Raw genomic sequence first — 25,501 nt, forward strand, 5'->3', positions numbered from 1 at the left:
CACCTCCGCCTCACGCGTCACCTGGCGCAGTTCCTTGTCTAGGAATTCGTACTTGCGCCGCCAGTCAATGTCCGCCGCCGCATCGGCCAAGAAGAACGTCATGAACTCCGGGAAATAGCGCTCAAGCGCCTCTTTCCAGGGGTTATCGTAGTCGGTCAATCGTTTGCTCATGTCTCAGGCGGCTCGTTGCCGACTTTCCACTGCACACCGCCCAGGAATCCCTGGCCCGGATCGAAATCGTGCGGGGTTTTGATTTCGCCGAAGCGGCGTTCGTAGTTGACCAGGTTTTCGTTCAGGGCGCGCAGCAGCAGCTTGGCGTTCATCGGGGTCAGCATGATGCGGGCGCGCACCCGCACCTGCTGCGGCGCGTTGGGCATCATCTGCCCGAAGTCAATCATCACCTCGGACGGGGAATGGTTGATGATGGCAAAGTTGGCATAGACCAGGTCCAGGTTGTTTGGCACTTCGATGTTCAACTGGCGGGCTGGCTCTGGCGGGCCAGGCGGGCGATTGGCTGGCATGATGAACTCCTCGCTAACCGATGCAGATCGTCGTGCTCGATTGAGTCTGCGCACGATCCCCCTGGCGCGCTGGCGTGAGGATGCCAGGGGAACCGTGTGCGACGGCGCTCAAAATGGGATCTCTTCGTCATGCAATTCGGGTGGGGGTGGGCCAAAATTGCTTGGGGCGCCGCTGGCGGCTGGCCGCGGCGCAGAGCGCGGCGCCGCGGCATTGTACGCGCCCGCAGGCGCGCCGCTGGCGACCCCTGGCGCCGGGGCATCACTGCGACCGCCCAGGAAACGCACATCGCGCGCGGTTAACTCCAGCGACGCTCGCGGCGTGCCATCCTGCGCCGCATAGGCCGAGACCTCTACTTCGCCTTCAATCAATACCATGCGCCCTTTGCTCAGGTACTGGCTGCATGTTTCGGCCAATTGTCGCCAGGCGGTGACGCGGAACCAGGTGGTTTTTTCCTGCACCGAGCCATCCTGCAGCTTGACCTTGCGGTTGACGGCGACGCTGAAACTGGTGACGGGGACGCCGCTGGGGGTGTAACGCATTTCGGGGTCGGAACCGAGGTTACCGACGATCGTGATTCTCTGCCACATTGTTCTGTGTCCTTTCCGTTCGTATTGTGCTCAATCCAACGTGGCGCCGCAGCCACGGTGACAGCAAGCTGTATTGTAGAGGAAACCACGCCAGTTGTCAAAATAGCACAAGTGTTCTTGTGGGTTACACCGTTCTTATGCCGAAATGAGCGTGAGTGCGCCGGGCGCCAGGGCCAGACTGAGCCGCGCGCCTTCCATGCTTGCGTCAGCCAGCGGCAGTTCGAACTGCAAGGGCGTTGCTAACCCATCGGCCTGAAACTCAATGCCAAAATAGCTGCCGCGGAACGTGCGACGCACCACCTGGCCGTGGATGAGATTGGGCCCGGGCGCGCCGTCTGCCGCCGCGCGCGCAGCTTCTGGCCGGATCAGTACAATGACCGCTTGTCCCGACTGCGCGGCGTCGTTCATGGCCGGGGCAAGCTGCAAGGGGCCGAGGTCCGTCTGCACCACTGCGCCGTCGGGGCCAATCGCCCAGCGCCCAGCGATCAGATTGTTCAGCCCCAAGAACTGGGCCACGCCGCGGTTGGCGGGCTGCTGGTAGACCGCTGCGGGCGCGCCGCGTTGGACGATTTGCCCATCGCGCATGATCAAGATGTGATCTGCGATGGCAAACGCCTCTTGCTGATCATGGGTGACGTACAGCGTGGTCAGCCCCACACGCTTGAGGATCGTGCGCAGCTCGCTCAGCAGGTCCGCGCGTAAGGTGCGATCGAGGGATCCCAGCGGCTCGTCGAGCATGAGGAGCTGCGGCTGCGGGGCCAGACTGCGCGCCAGGGCAACGCGCTGCTGTTCGCCGCCGGACAGCTCGTGCACGCGGCGGGCGCCGAAGCCGCGCAGGTTGACCAAGGCCAGCATCTCATCCACGCGTTGGCGAATGCGATCTGGCGCGGCGCCTTGCATACGCAAGCCAAAGGCAATGTTGTCTGCGACGCTGCGATGGGGAAAGAGGGCAAAATCTTGGAACATCAGTCCAAAACCGCGCTGATGCACGGCCACTCGCGTCAGGTCGCGGCCCGCGTAGCTGACCGCACCCTCATCCGCCTGGTCCAGCCCGGCCACGATGCGCAGCAAGGTGGTCTTGCCGCAGCCGCTTGGCCCCAACAGGCAGGCGATCTCGCCGTCGGCCACGGTCAAGGACACCTCTCGCAGCACCCGCGTCGTCCCAAACGCCTTCGACACCCCATTCACACTCAACATTCACTAACCCCCCAAGCTCAATCTTCAATCTGCCATCTTCAATTCCCTAAAACTCCCCCATCTCTCCATACCGCATCCACTCCAGCAGGATGAAGCCAACCGCGCAAACAAGCATGAGCAGGCTGCTGGCAGCCAGGGCCTGGCCGTAATTCAATGCGCCGGGCTGACCCAGGAAGCGGTAGATCGCCAGGGGCAGGGTCGGCGTTTGGGGCCGCGCAATGAGCACGGTGGCGCCGAATTCCCCCAAGGAGACGGTGAAGGCAAAGACCGCGCCCACGATCAGCGCCGGCGCGAGGATCGGCAGGTCAACCTCGCGGCGGACGCGGTCGGGCGCTGCGCCGAGCACCGCGGCGGCCTCACGCAGGTGCGGATGGATGCCGCGCAGCACGGGCAGAAGGCTGCGAATGACGAACGGCAGCGCAACCAGGGTGTGCGCCAGCGGTATCAGCAGCGGCGAGGCCCGCAGGTTGAGCGGGGGCGAGTCCAGCGCCACCAGGAAACCGAGGCCGAGTGTGACCGATGAGGTGCCGAGGGGCAGCATGAAGAGAGGATCGAGCCACGCCGTCGCGCGCTGGCGCGGCCTGGCCAGCAGGTAGGCGCTGAGCACGCCGAGGATCAGCGCCAACGCCAGCGCCGCCGCGGCGAAGAGAAGCGAATTGCGCAGCGCCTCCACCGGCGGCACGAAGAGGATGGACTGGCGCCGGTTGATGAAAAGCTCACGGTAGTAAGCCAGGCTAACGCCGTTCGGTGTGCTGACGGAGCGCGCTATCAACGCCGCCAGGGGCGCCAGAAGTAGCCCAAAGAGGAGGCTGATGCCTGACCCTACCACCAGGCGCTGACGCCAGCCTGTCATGCGCTGCTGTGTGGCCTGCTGCGGTTTGAAGTTGAGCGCGGTGGCGGCTCGCGCTTGCACGCGCGTGTAGACCATCATCACGGCCAGTGTGATCGCCATTTGCACCAGCGCCAGCGCCGCCGCCACCGGCAGGCGGAAGAGGTTGACCGCCTGGCGATAGATTTCGACCTCCAGGGTGGCGAAGCGGGGGCCGCCCAGGATCAAGATGACGCCGAAACTGGTAAAGCAGAAGAGAAAAATCAATAGGCAGGCCGCGGTCAACGACGGCAGCAGTAGGGGCAGCGTAATCTCACGGAAAACTTGCCAGCGGCTGGCGCCCAATACGGCTGCGGCCTGTTCGAGCCGGGGGTCCAAATTCGCCCAGAAGCCGCCTACCATGCGCAGCACGATGGTGGCGTTGTAGAAGACGTGCGCCAACAGGATCATCCAAATCGTCTGCTGAATTTGCACGGGCGGCTGACTGAGATGAAACGCGTGCATGAGCCAGCGGTTGACTTCCCCGTTGGGACCAAGCAGGGCGCTGAAGGCCGCAGCCACCACCACTGTCGGCATGACGAAGGGAACCGTACTGAGCGCCCGCAGCACGGTTTTGCCGGGAAACGTGTAGCGGGCGAACACGTAAGCCGCGGGCAGGCCTACGGCCAGGGTGAGGAGAGTCGAGACAGTCGCCTGCCAGGTAGTGAACCAGAGCACGCGGCCATAGTACGACTCCCGGACGAGTACGGCCACCGGCGTCAGGTCAAGCCGGCCGTCGGGCGCCAGGCTGACGCGCAGAATCTCGAACAAAGGATAGAAGAAAAAGACGGCCAAAAACACCAGCGGGATCATTAGCGCCGCGCTTTGCCACCTCAGCGCGCGCCTGACCTGCTTGCCTCGCTCCATCATCCCTTCACCCTCTCCGGTCTCCGGTCTCCAATCTCCTATCGCAGCACCGCCGTGGTCCACGCGTCAATCCACGCGTCACGCTGCTGGCTGATAGCGTCTGCGGCCAGGATGGCCGGCGCGGCCGGCTGAACAGCAAACTGCGTGAAGAGCGAGGGCAGGCTGGCTGTCCGGTTGGCCGGGTAGACAAACATCTGCAAGGGGATGTCTTCCTGGAAGGGCGGGCTGAGCATGAAGTCAATCCATTTGGCGGCCAGATCACGGTTGGGCGATCCCTTGAGCATGCCGACGAATTCGATCTGGCGGAAGCTGGCGCCGTCTGGCAGAATGTTCCCAGTCGGCGGCGTCGTCAATTTGCCTTCGCTGAAGTATACCTCTGCGGCCGGGCTGGTCGCGTAGCTGACCACCAGGGGGCGCGGACCTTTGCCGCTGCTGCCGCTGAACTGCGTGTAATAGGCGTCCTCCCAACCCTCGCTCACAAGCACGTCGTTGGCGCGCAGCGCCTGCCACCAGGCCAGGTAGCCATCCGGGCCGAAGCGGGCGATGCTGGCCAGCAAGAAGGCCAGGCCCGGGGATGACGTGGCCGGGTTTTCCACCACCAGCAGGCTCTTGTACGCCGGCTTGACCAGGTCTTCCAGGGTCTGTGGCGCAGGCAGCTGCCTGTCGGCAAACCACTGCTTGTCATAATTCAAGCAGATGTAGCCAAAGTCCACTGGCAGCAGGCGGAACTGCGGGTCGAGCTGTAGATCGGCTGGGATGTCGGCCAGGCGTGGGGATTGGTAGGCCTCGAAAATACCACTGTTCAGCGCCCGGCTGAGAAAGGTGTTGTCCACCCCAAAGAAGACATCGGCCAGCGGGTTGTCCTTGCTCAGGATGGCCTGGTTGAGCGCACTGCCCGCGTCGTTGGCCTTCACGATGTGGACCGTGACGTGGTTGGCGTCTTCGAACTGTTTGATCACCGCTTCGCTCGCGGCAAAGCTGTCATGCGTCATGATGGTCAGCGTGCGAGGTCCGGGTGGTGTGGCGGTTGGCGCTGGCGCCGCCGGAACACAGGCGGTCACACCCAGCAGAGTCAGCAGGGCGATGAGAGCGGTGTTTACGGGTGTTTGTCTACGCATTTGGTTGGTCCTCGATATGTACAACCAGGATCAGGCCTTGTTCGATACTCAGCTCGGCTGCTGGGCCGATCAGGATATTGCTGACGCCGCGCGCTGAGCCTAATGCCAGTGTGGCCTCATGCAGCGGCCATTCCAGGTGGCGTGCGGTCACGCCGATAGCCGCGCCGCCGACTGGAATGAGCGACAACGTGTCGCCTGGTTGGCCGGCAATGGTCAGCGGGCGCCCAGGCCGCAGCACGCGTACGGTCTGGTTGCCGTCCACCATGCGGACCTCACGTTCGGCCAAATCCGCGCGCGTCAGCAGGAGGAGATTGGCCAGCGTGTGGTCAATTCGCCCGCCCAACACGCCTACGATCACAATGACCGCAGCGCCTGCCTGCAGGGCATGGTCAAGCGCCAACTCCAGGTCCGTCTCATCCTTGCGCGTGGGCATGATGATGAACGGGCTGCCCTGGGCTGTCAGCGTGGCCTGCGCCGCGGTTGGCAGCGAATCCAGGTCGCCAATGACCAGGTTAGGGCGCCAACCCCAGCGCAGGCAGTGCGCCGCGCCCAAGTCTGCGCCAATCACCAGGTCTCCAGGTTCTGGCTGCAATCCTGCGGGTCGCCTGACCTCTGGACTGCCTGCGACTACAATGGCTCGCATAATTCCTCAGATTCTGAACGATCCTAAAAAAAGGCCGCCTCACCTGAGTGAAGCGGCCTTGTGCGCGACAACAGCATGTCCCTACGCCGGCATTATCCAGGTCAGGTTCAAAGGGTCGAAGCCAGTGGCCTGACGGCCAGGGACTTCCTCTCAACCGGGCATACTCCCAGCTCCCCATCGTGTATTCGTTTTGCTGTACAGTTCTTTTGTTTAGCGGCGTCTACTCCAGGACAGGCTCCAGCAGCTGCTCCATGACCAGATCGTCCAGCACACTGGCTGGCGCGGGCGTGGAGGCAATCACCTTGAGCTCGATTTCCTTGGTGTCCGGATTGTAGTCTGCCAGGACCGTGTCGCCAGGACTGAAGCGGCCGGCCAGGACACCCTCGCTGAGCGGGTCATCGAGCAGGTTCTGGATGGCTCGGCGCAGCGGGCGGGCGCCGTAGTCTGGATCATAGCCGATGTTGGCGACATGTTCCTTGGTGGCGTCGCTGATCTGCAAGCTGATGTTGTGCTCACTGAGTTGCCAATGCACCCGCTTCAGCTCCAGGTCAACGATGTCGGTGATTTGCTGCTTAGTCAGCGCGCGGAAGACCATCACGCCGTCAACCCGGTTCAGGAATTCCGGCCGGAAAGTCTTCTTGAGCGCATCGGTCACCCGCTCGCGCATGGCCTGGTATTCATCTTCGACCTTCTTTTGTTCATCCCGGTTCGGGATGAAGCCCAGGCTGGTTGCGCGCTTGATCAACTGCGCGCCCACGTTCGAGGTCATGATGATGATAGCGTTGCGGAAATCAACCCGGCGGCCTTTGGCGTCGCTCAAGTGCCCATCTTCCATGATTTGCAGCAGCATGTTGAAGACTTCAGGATGGGCCTTTTCGATCTCATCCAGCAGCACGACCGAGTAGGGGCGACGACGCACTGCCTCGGTCAATTGACCGCCCTCTTCATAGCCGATGTACCCGGGCGGCGCGCCCACCAGGCGACTCACATTATGCCGTTCCATGAACTCGCTCATGTCAATCTTGATGAGCGCCTCTTCGCTGCCAAAGAGGAATTCAGCCAGCGTTTTGGCCAGCAGCGTCTTGCCGACGCCCGTAGGGCCGAGGAAGATCAGGGTGGCAATCGGGCGCTTAGGATCCTTGAGTCCGGCGCGAGCGCGGCGCACTGCCTTGCTGACGGCGTCAATGGCCTCTTGTTGGCCTACCACGCGGCGGTGCAGTTCCTGCTCCATTTCAAGCAAACGCGCCGACTCTTCGCCCGCAATGCGCATGAGCGGAATGCCAGTCCACATGGAAACGACTTCCGCCACATCTTCTGCCATCACTTTGGGGCGATTGTCTACATCTTCCCAGCCCATGCGCAGCTGATCAAGCTCATGTTCCAGCTCTACCTCGCGGTAGCGCAGGTCAATGGCGTCGTCATAGCGCTGCGTGTTCAAGGCTTCTTCTTTTTCTTTTTGCAGCGACTTCAGGGTGACGAAGGTCTCGCGCAAGTTGCGTGCATAGGGCGCCTTGTACATCCGCACGCGGCTGGCGGCCTCATCAATCACGTCAATGGCCTTGTCGGGCAAGAAGCGATCTACGACATAACGCGCGGCCAGCGTGGCTGCAGCGTGGATCGCATCTTCTGTGATCTCCAGCTTGTGATGGGTCTCGTAGGCGCCCTTGACGCCGCGCAGAATCTCCACGGTTTCTTCGATGGTCGGCTCGAAGACCTGCACTGGCTGGAAGCGGCGCTCCAACGCGGCGTCGCCTTCGATGTAGCGGCGATACTCGTCCAGCGTCGTCGCGCCGATGCACTGCAGCTCACCGCGCGAGAGAGCAGGTTTGAGGATATTGGCCGCGTCGACCGAGCTGCCGGCCGAACCTGCGCCTACCAGCATGTGCACTTCGTCAATGAAGAGAATACTGGCCGTGTTCTTGATCTCTTCGATCACCTTCTTGAGCCGCTCTTCAAATTGGCCGCGATACATCGTGCCGGCGACCAACGAGCCTACGTCAAGGGTCAGCACGCGTTTGTTGAGCAGCAGCTCCGGCACGTTGCCTTCGACGATGCGTTGGGCCAGACCCTCGACAATAGCCGTTTTACCGACGCCCGGCTCACCGATGAGGGCCGGGTTGTTTTTCGTGCGCCGGCACAGAATCTGCACCACGCGCTCGATTTCCTTTTCGCGGCCGATGACACGATCGAGCTTGCCTTCTTCCGCCAGCGCGGTCAAATCGAGGCCCAATTGATCGAGCATGGGCGTCTTGCGTTCAGCCTTCTGTTTTTCTTTGGTGAGCTGAGTCTGGCTCTGCAGGATGCTGCGCGCAGTTTGGGTGCGCAGCTTATCCAGGTTGACGCCCAGGCTGCGTAGAACGTTGACTGCGATGCCGTCGCCCTCGCGCACAAGTCCCAGGAGAAGGTGTTCTGTGCCGATGTAGTGATGGCCCATCAGCCGCGCTTCGTCAATGGCCAGCTCGAGGACGCGTTTGGTGCGCGGGGCCAGGTTGGGCTTGCCTATCGGCATGCGTTCTCCACGACCCACGGTGCGCTCAATCGCCCGCACGACATGGCTGCCCTCCACACCCAATTCTTGCAGCACCTTCACCGCCACGCCATTTTCCTCGCGCACCAGGCCGAGCAGCAGGTGCTCGGTGCCGATATAGTTGTGGTTAAGGCGCTGCGCTTCCTCTTGAGCCAACTGGAGGACGCGACGCGCCCGCTTGGTAAACCGATCAAACTTGTCTGTCATGATGCCAATTCCTTTGGCTAATCAAACCGCTGTTGATATGGTTGAGACTATGTCACACTGAGAAGGGCCAATCTGATAGCCAGGTATGGTCATCCTTCATCATGTGCGGCCTGCCATCGTTCGCTGCGCAGTGTAACCAACATGAGCCGCCGATTCGGTGAGAAGTCGTACTCTTTAGCGGGTTAAAAACGAACCTGCCAGGCTGGTTCAACCTGACAGGTTTTGTTTCGGCCAGTTTGTCTAGTCTACAGCCTCTGGGCTGTCACTATCATCGGCGCTGGCAGGCTCATCTTCACCCATCTCGGCCAGCTGCTCACGCCAGTCCATCTCGGTGTATTCTTCCTCCGGCGCTTGCTTGAGGCTGAGACCGATCCGGCGGCGCTGCGGATCAATGCGAATGATGCGCAGCCTCATGCGCTGGCCTTCGCGCAAGACGTCACGCGCATGGCCGACGCGTTTTTCGGACAGTTCCGAAAGATGAATCAAGCCTTCGATGCCGTCATCGAGGCGGGCGAATGCGCCGAAGTTTGTCAGCTTGGTGATCGTGGCGTCTACCAATTGGCCGACCGCGTAGCGTTCGTGGACAACGCTCCAGGGTTCGGGCTGCAGGCGGCGCAAACTAAGGCCGATCCGCCGGCGTTCCATGTCCACATTGAGCACGTACGCTTCAACTCGCTGACCAATCTTGAGCACTTCGCCGGGATGATTGATGTGCCCCCAGGTGATTTCGGAGAGGTGCACCAGCCCATCAGCGCCGCCCAGGTCAATGAACGCGCCGAAGTCAGACATGCTGGTGACAATGCCGGTGCATTTATCACCCTTTTTCAACTCAGACAGCAGGCGCTCTTTGGCCTGCTTACGCCAATCGCGGTTTGCCTGCCGTTCAGACAAGATCAGACGGTTGCGTTTCTGATCCATCTCAACGACTTTCAGCTTCAGTTTCTTGCCGACCAAGTCTGCCAGGCGCGCTTCCAGATTATCACTGGCGCCATCCTGCGACATAGATTGCACAGAAACCAACTGCGATGTGGGGACAAAGCCGCGCAGCCGGCCAACCTTGATGGTGACGCCACCACGGTTGAAACCTGCTACGAGCCCCTCGAACACTTCCTGGCTCTTGAGCAGTTCTTCTGCCTTGAGCCAATCGCGTTCTTGCTGGGCGCGGCTAAATGACAAGACCACATGGCCTTCTTCATCCTCTGGGCGAACGACGTAGACCAGTATCTCATCGCCAACCGTGAGCTTAGCAAGAGCTTCCTTGCCAACGCGCTCCAGTTCGCGATCAGAAATGATTCCTTCAGACTTGGCGCCAATGTCTACTAGAATCTCGGTTGGCGTCACGCGGACGATAGTTCCCTTGCGCACAGAGCCACTCGACAGCGGCTCAAACCCAAACGAACTATCCATCAACTCAGCCATTGGATTAACGTTTTCGGCCTGTGGCACCTCCTGTCCGGCAGTCAACGTGGGCGATAAATCGAGGTTTTCCATCCTAACTTGCGACATCTCCTCTTTGGTGGGTTTCGCTATTATAATGGATGTAGCGCCGAAACGCAAGAACGTTGCTTAGGTGGTAAAACAAAGACTTCCGAAGTCTGCCAGGCTCCGGAAGTCCCCGTTCATGGTAAGCGATTGACTATCGCCGTGCGCGTTTGACGGGCGCCGCGGGTCGTGACGGGGCGGGCGCTCGCGAGGCAACGGCCGCCTGCATGGCCGGCGCTGGGGGGCCGCCCGGGGCTGCGCCGCTCTCCTCGTCGCTTTGCTTGTGACAATGTTTATACTTCTTACCGCTGCCGCACCAGCAAGGATCATTGCGGCCAATGGCGGCGCCGCTGCGGCGCACAGGTCGCGCCTGTCCATCATCCCGATTGGTCTGTAGATTCTGCAGTCTGCGCGCCGGCTCGGCTCTGACCTGTTGTGGTTGTACGTGGAAGATATTCCGTACAATGTCGTGCTGGATGTCTGCCATCAAGCCCTGGTACATCTCAAAGGCTTCTTTTTTGTACGCCAGCAGCGGCTCTACTTGGGCAAAGGCGCGCAACCCAATGCCTTCACGCAGTTGATCCAGGTCCGTCAGGTGGCGCTGCCAGCGGTGATCCACGACCTCCAGCATCACTCGGCGTTCGGCATAGCGCATGAACTCGGCGCCATGTTCGCGCTCTTTGGCTTCATACGCCAGCGCCGCCAGCTCGCACAGGTGGTCAATCAATTCATCCTGGGTTTGCTCCTCCCAAGCCGCCACGGTTTCGTCACGGGGCAGCGGCAGGATGGCCGCCACAGCCAGGTGCAGTGCGGGGATGTCCCATTCCGATCGGTCTTGCGTCGCGCTGAATGATTTGACGACAGACTCCAATTCGCTTTCCACCATCCCCATAATCGTTGGCTGCATGGTGGCTTTGGTCAGAATCTGACGGCGCTGATCGTAGATGATCTCGCGCTGCTTGTTCACCACATCATCGTATTCGAGCACGTGCTTACGGATATCGAAGTTGTAACCCTCAACGCGCTGCTGGGCGTTGGCGATGGATTTGCTCACGAGATTGTGCTCGATGGGCATGCCGTCTTCAACCCCTAGCCGGTTCATGAGTCCGGCAACGTTCTCGCCGCCAAAACGGCGCATCAGGTCGTCGCTCAGCGACAAGAAGAAGCGTGAAGACCCAGGGTCGCCTTGACGGGCGGAGCGGCCGCGCAACTGGTTGTCAATGCGCCGCGCCTCATGCCGTTCCGTGCCGACGACGTGCAAGCCGCCCAAGTCCCACACCTTCTGCCGGTTTTTCTTGACCTCGATCTCCGCCTCGGCCAGGGCCTGCTCCCACAAACCTGGCTCCAGGCTGGTCAAGTCGTGACCTTGCTTGCGCAGTTGATCGCGCGCCATGCCTTCCGCATTGCCGCCCAGCAAGATGTCCACGCCGCGACCGGCCATGTTCGTGGCGATGGTCACACCGCCAGGGCGCCCGGCCTGTGCAATGATCATGGCTTCGCGCTCGTGCTGTTTTGCGTTGAGCACACTGTGCGGCACGCCGCGGCGCTTGAGCATCCCGGAGAGCATCTCCGATGTTTCGATGGCGACGGTGCCGACCAGAACCGGCCGTCCTTCGCGGTACTTCTCTGCCACATCCTCGACCACCGCTTTGAACTTGGCTTCCTGGTTCTTGAATATCAAGTCTGGCAAGTCCAAACGCCTGAAGTAGCGGCTGCCAGTGGCCGGGTCTTCGTAGGTAACCAAGTCAGCGCCGCCAACTTTCTCACTGTGTGTCGTCAGCTCCCCACGTTTGGCGCGGTATTCGATGTTGGTCGGGATCATGGTCACATCGAGGTTGTAGATCTTGCCGAATTCCTCGGCTTCCGTGGCGGCTGTGCCGGTCATGCCCGCCAGTTTGTGGTACATGCGGAAGAAATTCTGAAACGTGATGGTTGCCAGGGTCAGACTCTCACGCTGTACGCGCACATTTTCTTTGGCTTCGATGGCTTGATGCAGACCTTCTGAGAACCGCCGGCCGTACATCAGGCGTCCAGTGAATTCATCCACGATGATGACTTCCCCATCCTTGACGATATAGTCGCGGTCCAAGCTGTAGATCACATGCGCGCGTAGGGCGTTGTCCAAATAGGGTGTTTTGTCGAAATGCTCCGGCGAGTAAAGATTGTCAATCCCCAGCATTTCTTCGATCTTACTGACGCCTTCTTCGGTCAGCGTGACGACGCGTTCTTTCTCTTCGACCTTGTAATCCTCTTGCGGCCGCAGCCGTTTGACCAGCACGGCAAAGGTGCGGTAGAGATCGGAAGACTCTTGCGCCTGGCCCGAAATGATAAGCGGTGTGCGCGCTTCATCAATCAGGATGTTATCCACCTCGTCTACAATCGCGTAGTGCAACTCGCGCTGCGCCGCCTCGTCCGCAGCAAAAATCATGTTATCGCGCAAGTAGTCGAAGCCAAATTCGTTGTTGGTGCCGTAGGTAATGTCGGCCTCATAAGCAGCGCGCCGCGTGACCGGGCGCAAACCCTGATAACGATCATCGGCTGACTGGAAAGTGGGATCGAACACAAAGGAGCCGAGATCAGGATTGGCTGCGGCCGACTGAATCACGCCGACGCTGACCCCCAGCCGATGATAGACTGGCCCCATCCATTGCGCGCCGATTTTGGACAGGTAGTCGTTGGGCGTCACCAGGTGCGCGCCATGGCCGGCCAGGGCGTTCAGGTAAAGAGGCAGGGTAGCCACCAGCGTCTTGCCTTCGCCGGTGCGCATCTCAGCGATCTTACCCTGGTGCAGCACGATGCCGCCGATCATCTGCACATCATAGTGACGCAGACCGATGGTGCGCCGGGCCGCTTCACGCACGGCCGCAAACGCGCGCGGCAGAATGGCATCCAGCACTTCGCGCTCAGCGGCCTTCAGGTCCTTGACGGCTTGCTCCCATTCGGCGCGACGGCTCTGCTGTTCGCTGAGGTCCGTTTCCTGTACGTATATTTCGCGCGCCTCTTGCGCGGCCGCGCGCGCGTCGGCCGTTTCCGCAATCACGCGCTGGCGAAAGCTCTCTGTTTGCGCGACCATCTCATCGTCGGTCTTGGCGCGCATCTCGTCTTCTAGGTCGTTGATCTCATCAATCAATGGTTGCAGGCGTTTTACTTCGCGTTCATTGGGATCGCCTACCACCATAGTCAGTAGTTTCTTGAACATCTCAGCGTTTTATCCTCAGTCGCCAAAAAATTATGTGCCATTATGTGCGGCAAGCGGGCGCCATTGCGCCTGTTGCCTTGGGCAGAAAAAGAAATCTATTCGAGCGTGCAGTATAGCATAACAACAGCGCCGTGGATAGGAGTGATCATACCCATTGCGCTGTTGATTGTTCGACATCGGCGCGCCACGACGACGTTGCGCTGCGTCGGGCGCTGCGATACTCGGCCTGCGTGCTGTGATCAGGCGTTAGCGATCGCCCGCAAAGCCTCCGTCTGGCAAATTGTGATCCAGCGCGTCCCATTTGTCAAACAGCGCGCCCACCGATTCACCGCGATGGGTGCGCAGAATCACATCGCTGAGCATTTCGGCCACCGAGACAACCTTTAGTCTCTCGCCGATCACGTCGCTCTTTGTCTGCGGGATCGTCACCGTGTCGGCGACAACAACCTGCTTGAAGACTGAGTCGCGCAGATTGGTGGCGGCCGGCTCGGATAAGACGGCATGCGTGGCGCAGGCATAGATTTCGATGGCGCCCTTAACTTTGACAAATTGGCCGGCGAGGGCCAGAGTGCCCGCGGTGTCAATCTCGTCATCCACGACGATGACGTTCTTGTCCTTGACATCACCGATCAGGTCGAACATCTGGGTTTGTTTGCCATCATACGAGCGCCGTTTTTCGATCACGGCCAGCGGCACCGCAAAACGGGCCTGCTGTGCGGGGTCTGGCGCCGCCAGGCTGCCGGTGGCGGCGAAGCGCAGCTTTTCGGAGAGTCGTTCGGCAAAATTGCGCGCTCGCCGCACACCACCCACATCGGGCGAAACCACCACCACGTTTGGAATCTGCAGCCGCGCGAAGTGATCCACCAGCGGGTAGAGCGCCGTCAGTTCATCGGTCGGGATGGTGAAAAAACCCTGGATCTGGCCCGCGTGCAGGTCTACCGTGACGAACCGATCCGCGCCCGCGACGGTAATGAGATCAGCCACCAGCCGCGCGGTGATGGGCACGCGCGGCTGATCCTTCTTGTCGGTGCGGCCGTAGCCATAGTAGGGCAGGACGGCCGTGATGCGACCGGCTGAATCGCGATGAAGCGTATCCAGGCAGATCAGCAGCTCCATCACGTTGTCATTGGTCGGCGCGGAGGTGGATTGAATCAGAAAAACATCCTTGCCCCGCACGCTCTCGCCCAGCCGACAAAAGGTATTGCCATTCGAAAACGTGGAGATTTCGATTTTGCCCAGCTGGAAATCAGCGCCTTGTTTCAAGCGCAGATACCGGCAGATCGTGTCAGCCAGTGGATGACCGGCGGTCCCGGAGAAAACGGCCATTTTGCCGTACATGCTTAGTCCGGCCATGTCAGCGTCCATATTCTTGTGATTGATAACGAATGCATCGCAGATCGCCACTCCCCGCTGCGCCCCTGACGTCGCCCTGTCACGCCAGCGCGGTCAGCAACTGATCGGCCGCAGTGTATGGATCCAGCGCGCGGCTGACGATCTGGTCTACGATGCCATGCAGCGATTCTTGCGGAATGAGCGCGGCCAATTTTTCCAACATACGGCGGCGTACAATGCCTTCAAGCTCGTTTGCGGCCCGCACACGCTCGCGCGCGTTCCAGAGGTCGCTGCGGATCAAAAAGGCGCGATGCTGTTCGATGGCCGCGACCAATTCTGGAACGCCGTTGTCTTGCAGGGCGACCGTCTTGATGATGGGAGGCTCCCAGGCCACGCCGCGATGCATGCTTGGCGTCTCGATGGTCATCAACTGCCCGTGATGCGAAATACCACGCACCTCTTCAGGCGCAATGCCCAGCATCATCTTCAACGCCATCACGGTGCGGTCTGCGCCCTCGCGGTCAGCCTTGTTCACGACAAAGACATCGGCAATTTCAAGCACGCCGGCCTTGATGGCTTGCACTTCGTCGCCCAGGCCCGGCGCTTCGACGACGACGGTGGTGTGCGCGGTGCTGGCAATTTCAACCTCAGCCTGCCCAACGCCCACCGTTTCCACCAGCACGCGATCGAAGCCGGCCGCGTCGAGGGTGATGATGACATCCGCCGTGGCGCGCGCCAGGCCGCCCAGGCTGCCGCGCGTGGCCATGGAGCGAATGAAGATGCCTGGATCGCCGCTCAAATCGCGCATGCGCACGCGGTCGCCCAACAGCGCCCCGCCGGTGAACGGACTGGTGGGATCAACGGCCACGATGCCGACAGATTTTCCCTGTTGACGATATACTTTGGCCACGGCGTTGACAAGGGTGCTCTTGCCGGTGCCTGGCGAACCGGTGAAGCCGATCACGGCGGCCTGGCCCGTAAAGGGATAGAGGCCCGTCAGCAACTCTTGCGCGGGTCTGCCTCCGCTTTCGACCACGGTGATGGCACGCGCCAGAGAGCGACGATGACCCTGACGCAGTTGGGCAATCAGTTCAGCCGGTGATTGGTTCATGGTTACGCTGGAACCGCAGCCCTTACTTGTGCGCGAATGAAATCAACGATGTCCTGGGTTGAGGTGCCAGGCCCAAAGACGCCCTTGATCCCCATCGCCTTCAGAGCTTCCACATCTTCATCCGGGATGATGCCGCCCATCAGCACGACAATGTCATCCATACCGCTCTGCTGGATCTCCTGCATGATCTTCGGGGCCAGCGCCATGTGCGCGCCGGAGAGAATGGAAAGGCCAATAACGTCCACATCCTCTTGCAAAGCCGCTTCCACGATCATTTGCGGGGTCTGCCGAATCCCGGTGTAGATCACCTCAAAGCCGGCATCACGCAAGGCACGCGCCACCACTTTGGCGCCGCGATCGTGACCGTCCAAGCCCGGCTTGGCCACTAACACGCGAATTTTCCGTTCACTCATAACAATTCAATGCTCCTTGTTTGTTCTGACGCTCGACGAAATTAGAAGAAGACTGGCTCGTGATAAATCCCAAACACCTCACGCAAGACGTCGCACATCTCGCCCAGGGTCGCATAGGATTTGGTTGCTTCGATGATAGGCTCCATCAGGTTGCCGGTCGGCGCGCGGGCGGCATCGGCCAGACGCCGCAGCGCTTGCTGCGTGGCCTGGTTGTCGCGGCCGCTGCGCACATCGTGCAGGCGCTTCAACTGGCGCGCGTAGCCCTGTGGATCCATCGCCAGGATCGGGATACCGGTTGTATCTTGGCTGGCAAACTCGTTGACGCCGACGATGGTGCGATGGCGCGTGTCAATTTCCTGTTGATACCGGTAGGCGGCTTCGGCAATCTCGCGCTGCATGAAACCGCCTTCGAGCGCCGGAATAACGCCGCCCAGGGCTTCGATGCGCTTGAGATAGTGCAGCGTCTCGGCTTCGGTCTGGTTGGTCAGGGCTTCGACGAAGAAGGAACCAGCCAACGGGTCCATCGTGTTGGCAACGCCGCTTTCGTGCGCAATGATCTGCTGCGTGCGCAGGGCGATGGTGACCGCTTTGGCGCTGGGCAGAGCCAGCGCCTCGTCCATCGAGTTGGTATGGAGGGATTGGGTGCCGCCGAGGACGGCTGCCAGCGCCTGAATGGCGACGCGCACGATGTTGTTTTCCGGCTGCTGCGCAGTCAGGCTGACGCCGGCCGTCTGCGTGTGGAAACGCAGCATCCAGGAGCGCGGGTCTTGCGCGCCGTATTTCTCACGCAGGATGCGCGCCCAGATGCGGCGGCCAGCCCGATACTTGGCAATTTCTTCGAAGAAGTCGTTGTGTGCATTGAAGAAGAAGGAAAGGCGCGGGGCAAAATCGTCCACCTTCATGCCACGGGCGATGCAGGCATCTACATAAGCCAGTCCATCGCCCAGGGTGAAGGCCAGCTCTTGCACCGCCGTGCTGCCGGCCTCGCGAATGTGATAACCCGAAATGCTGATGGTGTTCCACAGCGGCATGTGCTGCGTTCCAAACTCGATGGTATCTACGACCAGGCGCATGGAGTGGCTGGGCGGGAAGAGGAATTCCTTCTGCGCAATGAATTCCTTGAGAATGTCATTTTGCAGCGTGCCGCGTAACTGGCTGCGTTGATAGCCTTGCTTCTCAGCGGCCACAATGTACATGGCCCAGATGATGGCGGCGGGACTGTTGATCGTCATGGACGTGCTGACGTCGCCCAGGGGAATTCCATCGAAAAGGGCTTCCATGTCGGCCAGCGAGCTGACAGCCACGCCGCACTTGCCAAATTCGCCCAGGGCTTCAGGCGCATCGCTGTCATAGCCATAGAGGGTGGGCATGTCGAAGGCCACCGACAGCCCCATGTTGCCCTGGCTCAGGAGGTATTTGTAGCGGGCGTTGGTCTCCTCGGCTGTGCCAAAACCAGAGAACATGCGCATCGTCCACAGCCGACCACGGTGCATGGTGGGATAGACGCCGCGGGTGAACGGGTACTCGCCCGGCAGTCCCAGGTCTTGGGCGTAGTCCATGTCCGCCACATCCAACGGTGTGTAGAGGTGATTGATGGGAACGCTTGATGTGGTGATAAACTCGCGCTGGCGTTCTGGTGCACGCGCCCGCGTTTGTTGCAGCGTGGTCTCTTCCCACTGCTCAACCGCCTCTTGGATTTGGGCCAGGCTGGCTTTGTCGTACATGTTCGTCACCTCCGTGGTGCAATCGCTTGCCAAGGCGCCACAACGCAGTGCGTCATTGCAGCGCGTTACTCTTACTCATTTTACCCGAAGTAGGCGTCGTGCGCCAGTTATGGCGTGAGCGGGAATAGACCTCACTTTGCCGCCTAAGAAAATAGGCGCCGTGCGCAGCCGCTTGCCGTATGAATCACGGCGCTTCCAGCCACTGCCCACTCAGCGCCGCGTGGATGCACTGTTCCAACTCTCCGAAACGCATGGTGACGCCGCTGTGCGCCGGCGCGTAACAGGCCATCTTACCCGCGTTCGTCGCCATACTCTTGATGCCGAGCTGCTTGATGGGCGCGACCACGGCGCAGGTGTCGGCTACCACCAGACCGCCCGCGCCTTCGATGTCTTGCACCCAGCCGGCCGCTTCGGCGCGCTGGCGAATCAAACGGCCAGTGGTGACCCACAGCCGCGTGGCAAGATGCTGACCGCGCACCGCCTCCGCCACGGTCTGGATTTCACTCAGACTGGCGTGCGGACAGCCGATCGTCACCAGGTCAATCGCGGACACTTCTGGATTGGCATCCATGACTGCATAGGCCGGGGCCAGGCTTTCGATGCGCAGGCGACGGGCGCCGGCCTGAATCAAGGACTCGCCCAGGGCGGCGGCTTCGGGCGTGTAGCCAGCGATGTGATAGAGCGCGACCGCGCCGTAGCCAGCCAGGGCCGCGCCCAGGGTCTTGAGCCGGTCGCCGGCCGCGCCGCCGCTGGTCACGTCGGCTGGCAAGGGCGGCAGCCAGGCGCCCAAGTCGCTGAACCAGAGGCAGCCGTTGCCCACCTGCTTGCCAATCAAATAGCCCAATGCGCCAAAATCGGCGATTGATCGCACCGGGCAGGCGATCTCGATGATCCAGTTGGCGCGGCGCCCCTCATCGAGGTGATAGCCGTAGCGCGCAGTGCGTCCCACAATGGCCGCGGCCAGCGCGCTGGGGCCGCCTTCGCGATTGGTGCGCAAGGCCAGGATCGAATTGCCGAAGGCGACCGCACTCGATTCGGCCCAGGCGACGTGATCGCCCATGCGCAGGCCGGATTCGGGCAGCAGGTAGGGCACGCAGCTAAGGGTCTGCTGCACGCCGAGCTTGCTGAACGCGCTAATCGCCTTCAGCTGCGGCTTGGCAAAGGCTTCGGCGATGCCCATTTCTTGCCAGCGCGCCTCTTCCATGCCCATGGGGTTGAGCATCGTGGATACGCGCACGCGGCCCCCATCGTCCGCCCACTGGCTGAGGAAGGCAACGCCTGCGTCGCCGATGTTTTTGTAGCTGACGCCGGCAATCTGGGCGTGCGTGATCGGCGCCAGGTCTGGCGCGCCATAGATGCGGCCGAGCGTCGCCACAATCTCCATGGCGCGCTGCACGCCTGGCCCCTGCGCGCCCTGTAACATCGCTTGTTCTTCGTCGTTCAAATAGAGGTCACTCATCGTTTGTTCATCCGTTGTGAGCCATGGGCGCCAGCCGGCGTCCGGTGAATACGTTGGCTGTTGATGCAGCCGGCAGCGCGGAATATCCGGTGTTCCCTAGCGGCTGCGGTTGAGAAGATGATCCAGCAGCAGGAAAATGACGAGCGCGATGACCAAAATCATCGCCGCAAAGCCCAAGGGCGACAAGGGCACAATGAAGACAATGCGCACTTTCTGCCAAATGATGAGCAAGGCCACGATCAAGGCAATCGTGAACAGTAAACTGCGCGAACGTAGATTCATGATACTCCTCCAAACGGTCTGCCGACGCGCGCCTATCTTAGCACTGGAAATCAGAAAGCAGCAAAATGATGCACGTCATGGTTTGGCCCAGGTTTGCTCACTAGACTGTAGGTCATCCTCTAGTCGTCTACTCGCGTTGGGGCTGCCTGTGGCGCCTCGCCTGCACCTGAGCGCGCAGTCGGCTGATTGTATTCGACGAAGTTAGTTTTGGATGTCGCACTCCCGTCACGTGGTGGAGGAAGAACGGTGTACGACCTGATTATTATCGGCGGTGGACCAGCCGGACTGGCGGCCGCCGCCTATGCCCTACGTCAACATTTGAACGTCTTACTCATCGGCGACCAGGTGGGAGGGCGCGTGGGCTGGCGTTTGGATGTTCCGTGGTTGGAAAACCAACACAGCCTGGCGGGCGAAGACCTGGTGCGTGCGCTCAAAGCTGAAGTGCACCTGCGGCACCTTGCGCGTGTGCTCGATCGGGCCGTGGCGGTGGAGACCTTCAACGAGTTTTACCGGGTGCAAACCGCCGCTGGGGTTTTTGAAACGCGCACGCTGCTCATAGCAACCGGCGCTTATCCCAAACGCCTGCAGGCGCCTGGAGAAGAAACCTTCTATCTGCGCGGGCTTTCCTATTCGGCTATCACCTATGCTTCGGCCATGTTGGACCGGGTCGTCGCGGTGATTGGCGACGGCCCGCTGGCTCTGCGCAGCGCGGCCGAATTGGTGCGCGCGGCCGCCCGCGTCTACCTGGTGGCGGCCGATCCTGCTTGCCGCCAGACCCCTTGGGGTCGTCGGCTGGCCGAAGCGCCGCACCTGACCTGGCTCACCGGCTACCGGGTTGAAGCTATTGCAGGCACGGAGTACGTGGAGGAGCTGGTGGTGCGCGGCGCGCATGGCCTACAAACGCTCAAAGTAGACTGCGTCTTCGTTGAAATTGGCCTGGAAGCGGACTCGGGTCTGGTGGCGCACCTGGTGCAGCATGATGCGCAGGGGCGCATCACGGTGGATCAACGCAATCGCACGAGCCGGCCTGGCATCTACGCAGCCGGGGATGTGACCGATGTCTATGCGGAGCAGATTTTGGTGGCCGTGGGTGAAGGGGCTAAGTCCGCGCTGAGCGCCTCCGAGTATCTGGCTGAGCTGGGATCGTAGCGGCCGAGGCGCGGTCCCGTGATGCGCGCGGAAGTCTCTCTACGCGTCGCTGCGTACACGCTTACTGACGTACACGATGTCCAGATGATGATGATAGCCGGCGGCCGCGAAAAGGGCCAGCGAGGCGTCGTTCCAGCGCTCGATCAATGCGCTCCAGATTTCGATGCCCAGGCTGGCGAACCAGGCTTCGCAGGCGGCGATGAGGCGTTGAGCCACGCCGCGGCGGCGATACGCTGGCGCGACCGCCAGGCGGTTTATGATGCCTCGCCGGCTGTCGTGGGTCGCAATCACCACGCCGACCAACGCGGGGCCGTCCCACAGCCCGATGACCCGCTGCATCTGGCTTGCCAGTTGGCGGGCAAACGCTTCACGGCTGTCACGGCCGGCAGGTCGAACAGAGAGCTTGGCCAGTTCCCAGAGAGCCAGCAGGCGATCGTAGTCCGCTGCGCTCAGCAGGCGTTCTTCAAGTCGGTCGGTTTCAGGCATCGAAAGTTCCTTGTGAAAGGAGTGTACCATGCAAGCACGCGATATCATGACCAGACAGGTCATTACGATCGGCCCCGATGCAACGGTAGACGAATTGGCCGAGTTGCTGACCAGCCAGCGCATCAGTGGGGTGCCGGTGATGGACAGCAGCGATCGCCTGGTTGGCGTTGCCACTGACGCCGATGTGATTAGCAAGGCCGGCGCGCGCGTGGGCGACATCATGACGCCGCACCCCATCACGGTGCGCGAAGAGGCGCCGTTGGAAGAGGTGGCGATGATCCTGGCCGGCCATCACATCAAGCGCGTGCCCGTCATGCGCGGCGACGCGCTCGTGGGCCTGGTCAGTCGGGCGGACATCGTCAAGGCCGTGGCCCGCCGCACCTGGCGCCCCGATCAGATCGTGGATTACGAGCTGAGCATCGCCTAGTTCAAGCATCTGAGCGTTGCCGTATTCTGCCATTGTTAGTAACGGCGCAGGCACTCTGCGCCGACTGCAGCCGCCGAATGAATTCGGGCCGCAAGGGCGTTCCGCCCCCAGGACTTCGGCGAGGCTTCGATGATCTCAGCCGAATCGCTCAGTCGAGCCGTCGGCCGTCGCCGACCAGCCTCGCATATCCGCAGGTTGGACGCCCGGTGGTGCGCCCAACAGGCGCGATTTCAATCGCTCGCTGGCGCGCCGCCTGAGTCGTTGCCATGACCGGCGCAGAGGAACACAGAAGGCGATGAATTCCCGTCGCCAATCTCCGCTCCTCTGCACCCCACCTGCAGTTTATCCCCTGCTCCGTTGCGTCTACTCGTCTACCGTGCGCAAGTGCAGTTCGCGCAATTGCCCGGCTGCGATCGGCGAGGGCGCGCCAAAGAGCAAATCGCTGGCGGTGGCCGTCTTGGGGAACGCGATCACCTCGCGAATGTTGCCCGCGCCAGCGAAGAGCGCCACGAGCCGCGCCATGCCCAGGGCGATCCCGCCGTGCGGCGGCGCGCCAAACTCAAAGGCGTCCAGAAGCTGACTGAATTGAAGCTGCTGCGTCTCCTCGTCAATGCCGAGCTGCGTGAACAGGCGGTTCTGCAGGTCGCGGCGGTGAATACGGATGCTGCCGCCGCCCACTTCCCAGCCATTCAAGATCACATCATAGGCCTTGGCGCGTACGCTGCCCGGATCGGACTCAAGGCGCTCCCAATCTTCGTCCAGGGCTGAGGTGAACGGATGGTGCACGGCGGTCCAGCGCTGCTCTTCGGCGCTGAACTCCAGCAAGGGAAAGTCCGTCACCCAGCAGAAGGCAAAGACGCTGTCGTCCATCAGCCCCAGGCGACGTCCCAGCTCCAGGCGCAAATTGCTGAGCGCCTGGGCCGTGACCGCGGGGGCCGCCGCGACGACGAGCACCAAGTCGCCCGGTTGGGCGCCGGTGCGTGCAAGCAGGCCCTGGAATTCATGGGGCGAAAGGAATTTGGCAAACGATGAGCGCACATGGTCCCGATCGGGCGTCACGTCCGCGGGGAGCGCCAGCCAGGCCAGCCCCTGCGCACCGTAGCGCTTGACCATCTCGGTTAGCTCATCCACTTGCTTGCGGGAATACCCGGCGCAGTGGGGCGCGCAAATCGCCTTGATTTGATCGCCCTTGGCCACGGCGTTGGCGAAGACGCCAAACGCGCTGTCCGCAAACAGGTCGCTCAAGTCGCATAACTCCAGGCCAAAACGGAGGTCGGGGCGGTCATTGCCAAAGCGCGCCAGGGCTTCCGCGTAGGTCAGCCGCGGGAAAGGGACCTGCTGAATGCGTTTGCCGGTGACGCTGGCTTCGCCGGGCAGGGCCACGCTCTCAACCAGATGAATCAGCATCGCTTCGATCAGCCCCATCACATCATCGCGATCCACAAACGACATTTCCAGGTCGAGCTGCGTAAACTCCGGCTGCCGGTCCGCGCGCAGGTCTTCGTCGCGGAAGCAGCGGGCAATTTGAAAGTAGCGCTCGAAACCAGCCACCATGAGCAGTTGCTTCAACTGCTGCGGCGACTGCGGCAGCGCGTAGAACTCGCCAGGATGCACGCGGCTGGGCACCACGTAATCGCGCGCGCCCTCCGGGGTGGATTTGATCAGAATCGGCGTTTCAATTTCCATGAACTGGCGCTCGTGCAGGAAATTGCGGATCGTGCGCACGATGCGATCGTAGAGGATGATGTTGCGCTGCAACGTGGCGCGGCGCAGGTCCAGATAGCGATACTTGAGCCGCACCACTTCATCTACCGCGCTCTCTTCGTTGATGTAGAAGGGCGGGGTCTTGGCCGTGTTCAGGATGACCACCTCATCCGCCGTCACTTCGATGTCGCCGGTCGCCATGCTGGGATTGCGCAGATCCTGAGGCCGCGGCGTCACAACCCCTTTGATCTGCAGCACAAACTCGACGCGCGTCTGACTGGCAACGGCGTGCGCGGCCGGCGCGCGGTCCGCATTGATCGTCACTTGCACCAGGCCGCTGCGGTCGCGAAGGTCCAGGAAGATAAGGCCGCCATGATCTCGGCGGCGATGAAGCCACCCGGCCAGGGTGACCGTCTGGCCGGCGTCTGTCAAACGAAGATCGCCGCAACGATGCGATTTGAGCATGATGTCTGTCCTCTTCAGAAAAATGTGATCTATGAGGTCACATTATACGCATGTGACGCGATGTCCCAAGTTCGCACGGCGCGGTGAAGACGGCGGGGCTGGACGCAGGGCATGGTCTGATTTTGGCGAAATGCGGCGCTTGCGGTATCTTCTGAATGACACACGGCAGCTGGCGTCGCACGCTTCCCCCAAAGGCTGAACCGGAGGCTGCCCCCTTATCGAAGGAGAGTCATGAGACACGACTTTGCACGCACGCTGAATTTTGCGCACCGGGGCGCGCGCCAGGCCGCGCCCGAAAACACGCTGGCTGCATTTGCCAAAGCGCTGCAGCTGGGCGCGGACGGCATCGAACTCGATACGCTGCTCAGCCAAGACGGCGTATTGGTAGTGTGCCACAATCCAGAGGTGGATGAGACCAGCAACGGCAGCGGTCGTATCCAGGATCTCAGCCTGTCTGCGTTGCGTGAGTTCGATTTTGGCGGTTGGTTTGATCCCGCCTTCGCGGGTGAGAAGATACCGACCTTGGCCGAGGTTTTCGACCTGGTAGGCTCGCGGCTGCTGGTCAACATTGAGATGAAGACGACCAACCTGCGCGGCGACGGCCTGGAGACGGCGATCGCCGCCTTCATCAAAGGCCGCAACCTATACGACCAGGTGATCGTTTCGTCGTTCAACCCGCTCGCTCTGCGGCGCCTGCGCCGTCTCGACCCACGCATCGAAATCGGCCTTCTCTACTCCCCTGATCTGCCGCTCTATCTGCGCCGGGCCTGGCTGCTTCCCTGGATCAAGCCGCACGCCTTGCATCCTGAACATAGCATGGTGGATGCGCGCTACATGGCTTGGGCGCAGCGCGCGGGCTATGATGTCAATGTGTGGACGGTCAACGAGGAGACGGAGATGCAGCGCCTGCTCGACCTGGGCGTCAGCAGCATCATTACCGATGCGCCTGACCGGTTGCGGCAGGTGCAAGCCGTTCGCTGACCGACAAATGCCGAGCGAGTTTGGCGCTTCTCTCGCACTGCACCCTGCGATCACGCCGAAGTCTCGACTTGTCGAGGACGTTTCGTCAGTCAGATGAATTCTTTATACGCTCGTTTCGCGGTAAGTGATGGGCACACCCTCGTGTGCATCATCGGCGCTCAACACACCGCGGGTGCCCACCGTAGGCATCGGCGCCAGGGGTAGGCTATAAGCCGGGCCGCTTTCGACAAAGCCCAATTCGCTGAGCAGGTCGGGCGTCAGTCCTACCCCGTTTGCAGCCTCGAAGACGGCCCGGAAACACCCCCAGCGCTGCGCCACGGCCAGCGCTTCGATCAATAAGCTGCGGCCAACCGCTGCGTCGTCGTTGTTGGCCTGCGCCGTATCGGAAATCCACAGCTCGGGCGTCAACCAGTTAGCGCGCGGGCGTAAAGCGCCGAGCAGCACGCCCACCACCTGGCCGTTCTTTTCTGCCACCAAGGCCAGCGCCGTTTCATGTCCCATCAGCTCCCGAAAAACTGCGGCAACGGCTGTAATCTGGCTTGGGGTTGGCATGGGGCGGCCGGCCGCGGCCAGCAGCGTGATCATCTCAATGATATCGTGTTCAGCCGCTGGCCGAATGAGGGCTGCCGCGATGTCAGGGGCGCCAGCGGCCGCAGTCGTTGCGTGCGGTTCGGTTCCGGCGCTGAGTTTGCCGCGCAGTGATTGTCGTTTCAATGCCGACGCTCCTCTCTCGTTGTTGCTCTCCGCGGCC

The 25,501-nt window shown here is 61.4% G+C and carries 21 protein-coding genes; 3 read left to right on the forward strand and 18 right to left on the reverse strand.

Annotated features, from left to right (window positions below):
- Window positions 1-167: 167 nt before the first annotated feature.
- From ACPQ6D_RS11105 to ACPQ6D_RS11175, 15 genes are all read right to left on the reverse strand, one after another.
- Window positions 168-521, reverse strand: a complete 354-nt coding sequence (locus ACPQ6D_RS11105; protein WP_423224395.1) for a DUF3467 domain-containing protein — start codon at window positions 519-521, stop codon at window positions 168-170.
- Window positions 522-629: 108 nt separating this feature from the next.
- On the reverse strand, window positions 630-1,109 hold the full coding sequence (locus ACPQ6D_RS11110) for a single-stranded DNA-binding protein (protein WP_423224396.1): 480 nt from the start codon (window positions 1,107-1,109) through the stop codon (window positions 630-632).
- A 135-nt stretch (window positions 1,110-1,244) separates the two neighbouring features.
- Window positions 1,245-2,306 carry an ABC transporter ATP-binding protein gene (locus ACPQ6D_RS11115; RefSeq protein ID WP_423224397.1) on the reverse strand — a complete coding sequence of 354 codons (1,062 nt, stop codon included), beginning with the start codon at window positions 2,304-2,306 and terminating at the stop codon, window positions 1,245-1,247.
- A 46-nt stretch (window positions 2,307-2,352) separates the two neighbouring features.
- Entirely contained in the window at window positions 2,353-4,044 is a 1,692-nt protein-coding gene (locus ACPQ6D_RS11120) for an ABC transporter permease (RefSeq protein WP_479723007.1), read from the reverse strand.
- A gap of 35 nt (window positions 4,045-4,079) precedes the next feature.
- Window positions 4,080-5,159, reverse strand: a complete 1,080-nt coding sequence (locus ACPQ6D_RS11125; RefSeq protein ID WP_423224398.1) for a thiamine ABC transporter substrate-binding protein — start codon at window positions 5,157-5,159, stop codon at window positions 4,080-4,082.
- A complete protein-coding gene (locus ACPQ6D_RS11130; RefSeq protein ID WP_423224399.1) occupies window positions 5,152-5,802 on the reverse strand; it encodes a thiamine diphosphokinase in 651 nt (216 codons plus the stop codon). The genes ACPQ6D_RS11125 and ACPQ6D_RS11130 overlap by 8 nt, the downstream gene beginning before the upstream one ends.
- Before the next feature lie 220 nt (window positions 5,803-6,022).
- A complete protein-coding gene (locus ACPQ6D_RS11135; RefSeq protein ID WP_423224400.1) occupies window positions 6,023-8,536 on the reverse strand; it encodes an ATP-dependent Clp protease ATP-binding subunit in 2,514 nt (837 codons plus the stop codon).
- A 240-nt stretch (window positions 8,537-8,776) separates the two neighbouring features.
- A complete protein-coding gene (locus ACPQ6D_RS11140) occupies window positions 8,777-10,042 on the reverse strand; it encodes a 30S ribosomal protein S1 (protein WP_423224401.1) in 1,266 nt (421 codons plus the stop codon).
- A gap of 130 nt (window positions 10,043-10,172) precedes the next feature.
- Window positions 10,173-13,217 (reverse strand): preprotein translocase subunit SecA, encoded by a 3,045-nt coding sequence (gene secA, locus ACPQ6D_RS11145; protein WP_423224402.1) that lies wholly within the window; start codon window positions 13,215-13,217, stop codon window positions 10,173-10,175.
- Between the two features lie 246 nt (window positions 13,218-13,463).
- The gene (locus ACPQ6D_RS11150; RefSeq protein ID WP_423224403.1) at window positions 13,464-14,570 is read right to left on the reverse strand and encodes a ribose-phosphate diphosphokinase; all 1,107 of its coding nucleotides are present in this window, start codon (window positions 14,568-14,570) and stop codon (window positions 13,464-13,466) included.
- Window positions 14,571-14,649: 79 nt separating this feature from the next.
- Complete coding sequence (meaB, locus tag ACPQ6D_RS11155; RefSeq protein WP_423224404.1) at window positions 14,650-15,660, reverse strand: methylmalonyl Co-A mutase-associated GTPase MeaB; 1,011 nt, start codon at window positions 15,658-15,660, stop codon at window positions 14,650-14,652.
- Window positions 15,661-15,662: 2 nt separating this feature from the next.
- The gene (locus ACPQ6D_RS11160; RefSeq protein ID WP_423224405.1) at window positions 15,663-16,073 is read right to left on the reverse strand and encodes a cobalamin B12-binding domain-containing protein; all 411 of its coding nucleotides are present in this window, start codon (window positions 16,071-16,073) and stop codon (window positions 15,663-15,665) included.
- A gap of 41 nt (window positions 16,074-16,114) precedes the next feature.
- Complete coding sequence (locus tag ACPQ6D_RS11165) at window positions 16,115-17,797, reverse strand: acyl-CoA mutase large subunit family protein (protein WP_423224406.1); 1,683 nt, start codon at window positions 17,795-17,797, stop codon at window positions 16,115-16,117.
- 184 nt (window positions 17,798-17,981) lie between these two features.
- Window positions 17,982-19,256 carry an aconitase X gene (locus tag ACPQ6D_RS11170; protein WP_423224407.1) on the reverse strand — a complete coding sequence of 425 codons (1,275 nt, stop codon included), beginning with the start codon at window positions 19,254-19,256 and terminating at the stop codon, window positions 17,982-17,984.
- 96 nt (window positions 19,257-19,352) lie between these two features.
- Window positions 19,353-19,538, reverse strand: a complete 186-nt coding sequence (locus ACPQ6D_RS11175; protein WP_423224408.1) for a hypothetical protein — start codon at window positions 19,536-19,538, stop codon at window positions 19,353-19,355.
- Window positions 19,539-19,784: 246 nt separating this feature from the next.
- Between ACPQ6D_RS11175 and ACPQ6D_RS11180 the strand changes: the two genes are divergently transcribed.
- Window positions 19,785-20,687: an NAD(P)/FAD-dependent oxidoreductase gene (locus ACPQ6D_RS11180; protein ID WP_423224409.1), complete on the forward strand. Its 903-nt coding sequence runs from the start codon at window positions 19,785-19,787 to the stop codon at window positions 20,685-20,687.
- A gap of 39 nt (window positions 20,688-20,726) precedes the next feature.
- Here the strand turns inward: ACPQ6D_RS11180 and ACPQ6D_RS11185 are convergent, their stop codons facing one another.
- Window positions 20,727-21,173: a GNAT family N-acetyltransferase gene (locus ACPQ6D_RS11185; protein ID WP_423224410.1), complete on the reverse strand. Its 447-nt coding sequence runs from the start codon at window positions 21,171-21,173 to the stop codon at window positions 20,727-20,729.
- Between the two features lie 28 nt (window positions 21,174-21,201).
- Between ACPQ6D_RS11185 and ACPQ6D_RS11190 the strand changes: the two genes are divergently transcribed.
- Window positions 21,202-21,600 carry a CBS domain-containing protein gene (locus ACPQ6D_RS11190; protein WP_423224411.1) on the forward strand — a complete coding sequence of 133 codons (399 nt, stop codon included), beginning with the start codon at window positions 21,202-21,204 and terminating at the stop codon, window positions 21,598-21,600.
- 363 nt (window positions 21,601-21,963) lie between these two features.
- Here ACPQ6D_RS11190 and aspS read toward each other — a convergent pair whose 3' ends face one another.
- Entirely contained in the window at window positions 21,964-23,769 is a 1,806-nt protein-coding gene (gene aspS / locus ACPQ6D_RS11195; RefSeq protein ID WP_423224412.1) for an aspartate--tRNA ligase, read from the reverse strand.
- 231 nt (window positions 23,770-24,000) lie between these two features.
- Between aspS and ACPQ6D_RS11200 the strand changes: the two genes are divergently transcribed.
- Complete coding sequence (locus tag ACPQ6D_RS11200) at window positions 24,001-24,750, forward strand: glycerophosphodiester phosphodiesterase (protein ID WP_423224413.1); 750 nt, start codon at window positions 24,001-24,003, stop codon at window positions 24,748-24,750.
- A 102-nt stretch (window positions 24,751-24,852) separates the two neighbouring features.
- Here ACPQ6D_RS11200 and ACPQ6D_RS11205 read toward each other — a convergent pair whose 3' ends face one another.
- Window positions 24,853-25,464 (reverse strand): hypothetical protein, encoded by a 612-nt coding sequence (locus tag ACPQ6D_RS11205; protein ID WP_423224414.1) that lies wholly within the window; start codon window positions 25,462-25,464, stop codon window positions 24,853-24,855.
- Between the last annotated feature and the right edge of the window lie 37 nt (window positions 25,465-25,501).

Origin of the sequence: Candidatus Amarolinea aalborgensis (genome assembly GCF_900491745.1) — a bacterium.
Classification (GTDB): Bacteria; Chloroflexota; Anaerolineae; order SSC4; family Amarolineaceae; genus Amarolinea; species Amarolinea aalborgensis.

Bases quoted from the DNA above. Each gene is read 5' to 3' on its own strand.
- ACPQ6D_RS11200 (WP_423224413.1), top strand. From the start codon at position 24,001: ATGAGACACGACTTTGCACGCACGCTGAATTTTGCGCACCGGGGCGCG.
- ACPQ6D_RS11150 (WP_423224403.1), bottom strand. From the start codon at position 14,570: ATGGCCGGACTAAGCATGTACGGCAAAATGGCCGTTTTCTCCGGGACC.
- ACPQ6D_RS11130 (WP_423224399.1), bottom strand. From the start codon at position 5,802: ATGCGAGCCATTGTAGTCGCAGGCAGTCCAGAGGTCAGGCGACCCGCA.
- ACPQ6D_RS11115 (WP_423224397.1), bottom strand. From the start codon at position 2,306: ATGTTGAGTGTGAATGGGGTGTCGAAGGCGTTTGGGACGACGCGGGTG.
- ACPQ6D_RS11190 (WP_423224411.1), top strand. From the start codon at position 21,202: ATGCAAGCACGCGATATCATGACCAGACAGGTCATTACGATCGGCCCC.
- ACPQ6D_RS11165 (WP_423224406.1), bottom strand. From the start codon at position 17,797: ATGTACGACAAAGCCAGCCTGGCCCAAATCCAAGAGGCGGTTGAGCAG.
- meaB (WP_423224404.1), bottom strand. From the start codon at position 15,660: ATGAACCAATCACCGGCTGAACTGATTGCCCAACTGCGTCAGGGTCAT.
- ACPQ6D_RS11185 (WP_423224410.1), bottom strand. From the start codon at position 21,173: ATGCCTGAAACCGACCGACTTGAAGAACGCCTGCTGAGCGCAGCGGAC.
- ACPQ6D_RS11120 (WP_479723007.1), bottom strand. From the start codon at position 4,044: ATGATGGAGCGAGGCAAGCAGGTCAGGCGCGCGCTGAGGTGGCAAAGC.
- ACPQ6D_RS11135 (WP_423224400.1), bottom strand. From the start codon at position 8,536: ATGACAGACAAGTTTGATCGGTTTACCAAGCGGGCGCGTCGCGTCCTC.
- ACPQ6D_RS11110 (WP_423224396.1), bottom strand. From the start codon at position 1,109: ATGTGGCAGAGAATCACGATCGTCGGTAACCTCGGTTCCGACCCCGAA.
- ACPQ6D_RS11160 (WP_423224405.1), bottom strand. From the start codon at position 16,073: ATGAGTGAACGGAAAATTCGCGTGTTAGTGGCCAAGCCGGGCTTGGAC.
- ACPQ6D_RS11175 (WP_423224408.1), bottom strand. From the start codon at position 19,538: ATGAATCTACGTTCGCGCAGTTTACTGTTCACGATTGCCTTGATCGTG.
- ACPQ6D_RS11140 (WP_423224401.1), bottom strand. From the start codon at position 10,042: ATGTCGCAAGTTAGGATGGAAAACCTCGATTTATCGCCCACGTTGACT.
- aspS (WP_423224412.1), bottom strand. From the start codon at position 23,769: ATGCTCAAATCGCATCGTTGCGGCGATCTTCGTTTGACAGACGCCGGC.
- ACPQ6D_RS11125 (WP_423224398.1), bottom strand. From the start codon at position 5,159: ATGCGTAGACAAACACCCGTAAACACCGCTCTCATCGCCCTGCTGACT.
- secA (WP_423224402.1), bottom strand. From the start codon at position 13,217: ATGTTCAAGAAACTACTGACTATGGTGGTAGGCGATCCCAATGAACGC.
- ACPQ6D_RS11105 (WP_423224395.1), bottom strand. From the start codon at position 521: ATGCCAGCCAATCGCCCGCCTGGCCCGCCAGAGCCAGCCCGCCAGTTG.
- ACPQ6D_RS11170 (WP_423224407.1), bottom strand. From the start codon at position 19,256: ATGAGTGACCTCTATTTGAACGACGAAGAACAAGCGATGTTACAGGGC.